Source organism: Pedobacter sp. AC464, from assembly GCF_979253075.1.
This window is the reverse complement of the sequence record NZ_CEEDBV010000008.1, coordinates 1-275: the sequence shown is the minus strand read 5'-3', so window position 1 is coordinate 275 and position 275 is coordinate 1. Positions and strand designations below refer to the sequence as shown.

At 48.7% G+C, this 275-nt stretch carries 1 protein-coding gene; it reads left to right on the top strand.

The window, feature by feature from the left end:
• Positions 1–275 (top strand): alpha-amylase family glycosyl hydrolase (locus tag AC0IWT_RS19980; RefSeq protein ID WP_471798509.1); only part of this gene is annotated, 275 nt, incomplete at both ends.

Here is a 275-nt window from a genome sequence, read left to right as displayed (position 1 = left end):
TTGCTGGCTGATACAAGTTTCTGCCAGTTTTGCGCAGAACAATTCACCATATCCGCCACAATATGGCAAGCCTGTTAATGGTGTGCCCGACAGGCGAGACGTTACGCTTTACCAGGTGAACACCCGTTCCTTTAGTAAAGAAGGTACTTTCGCGGGTGTAACTGCCCGACTTGATTCTATCAAGGCCCTTGGTGTGAATGTAATTTACCTCATGCCGATTTATCCGGTAGGTGTATTAAAGGGCGCTAACTCGCCCTATGCAACCCGCGAGTATG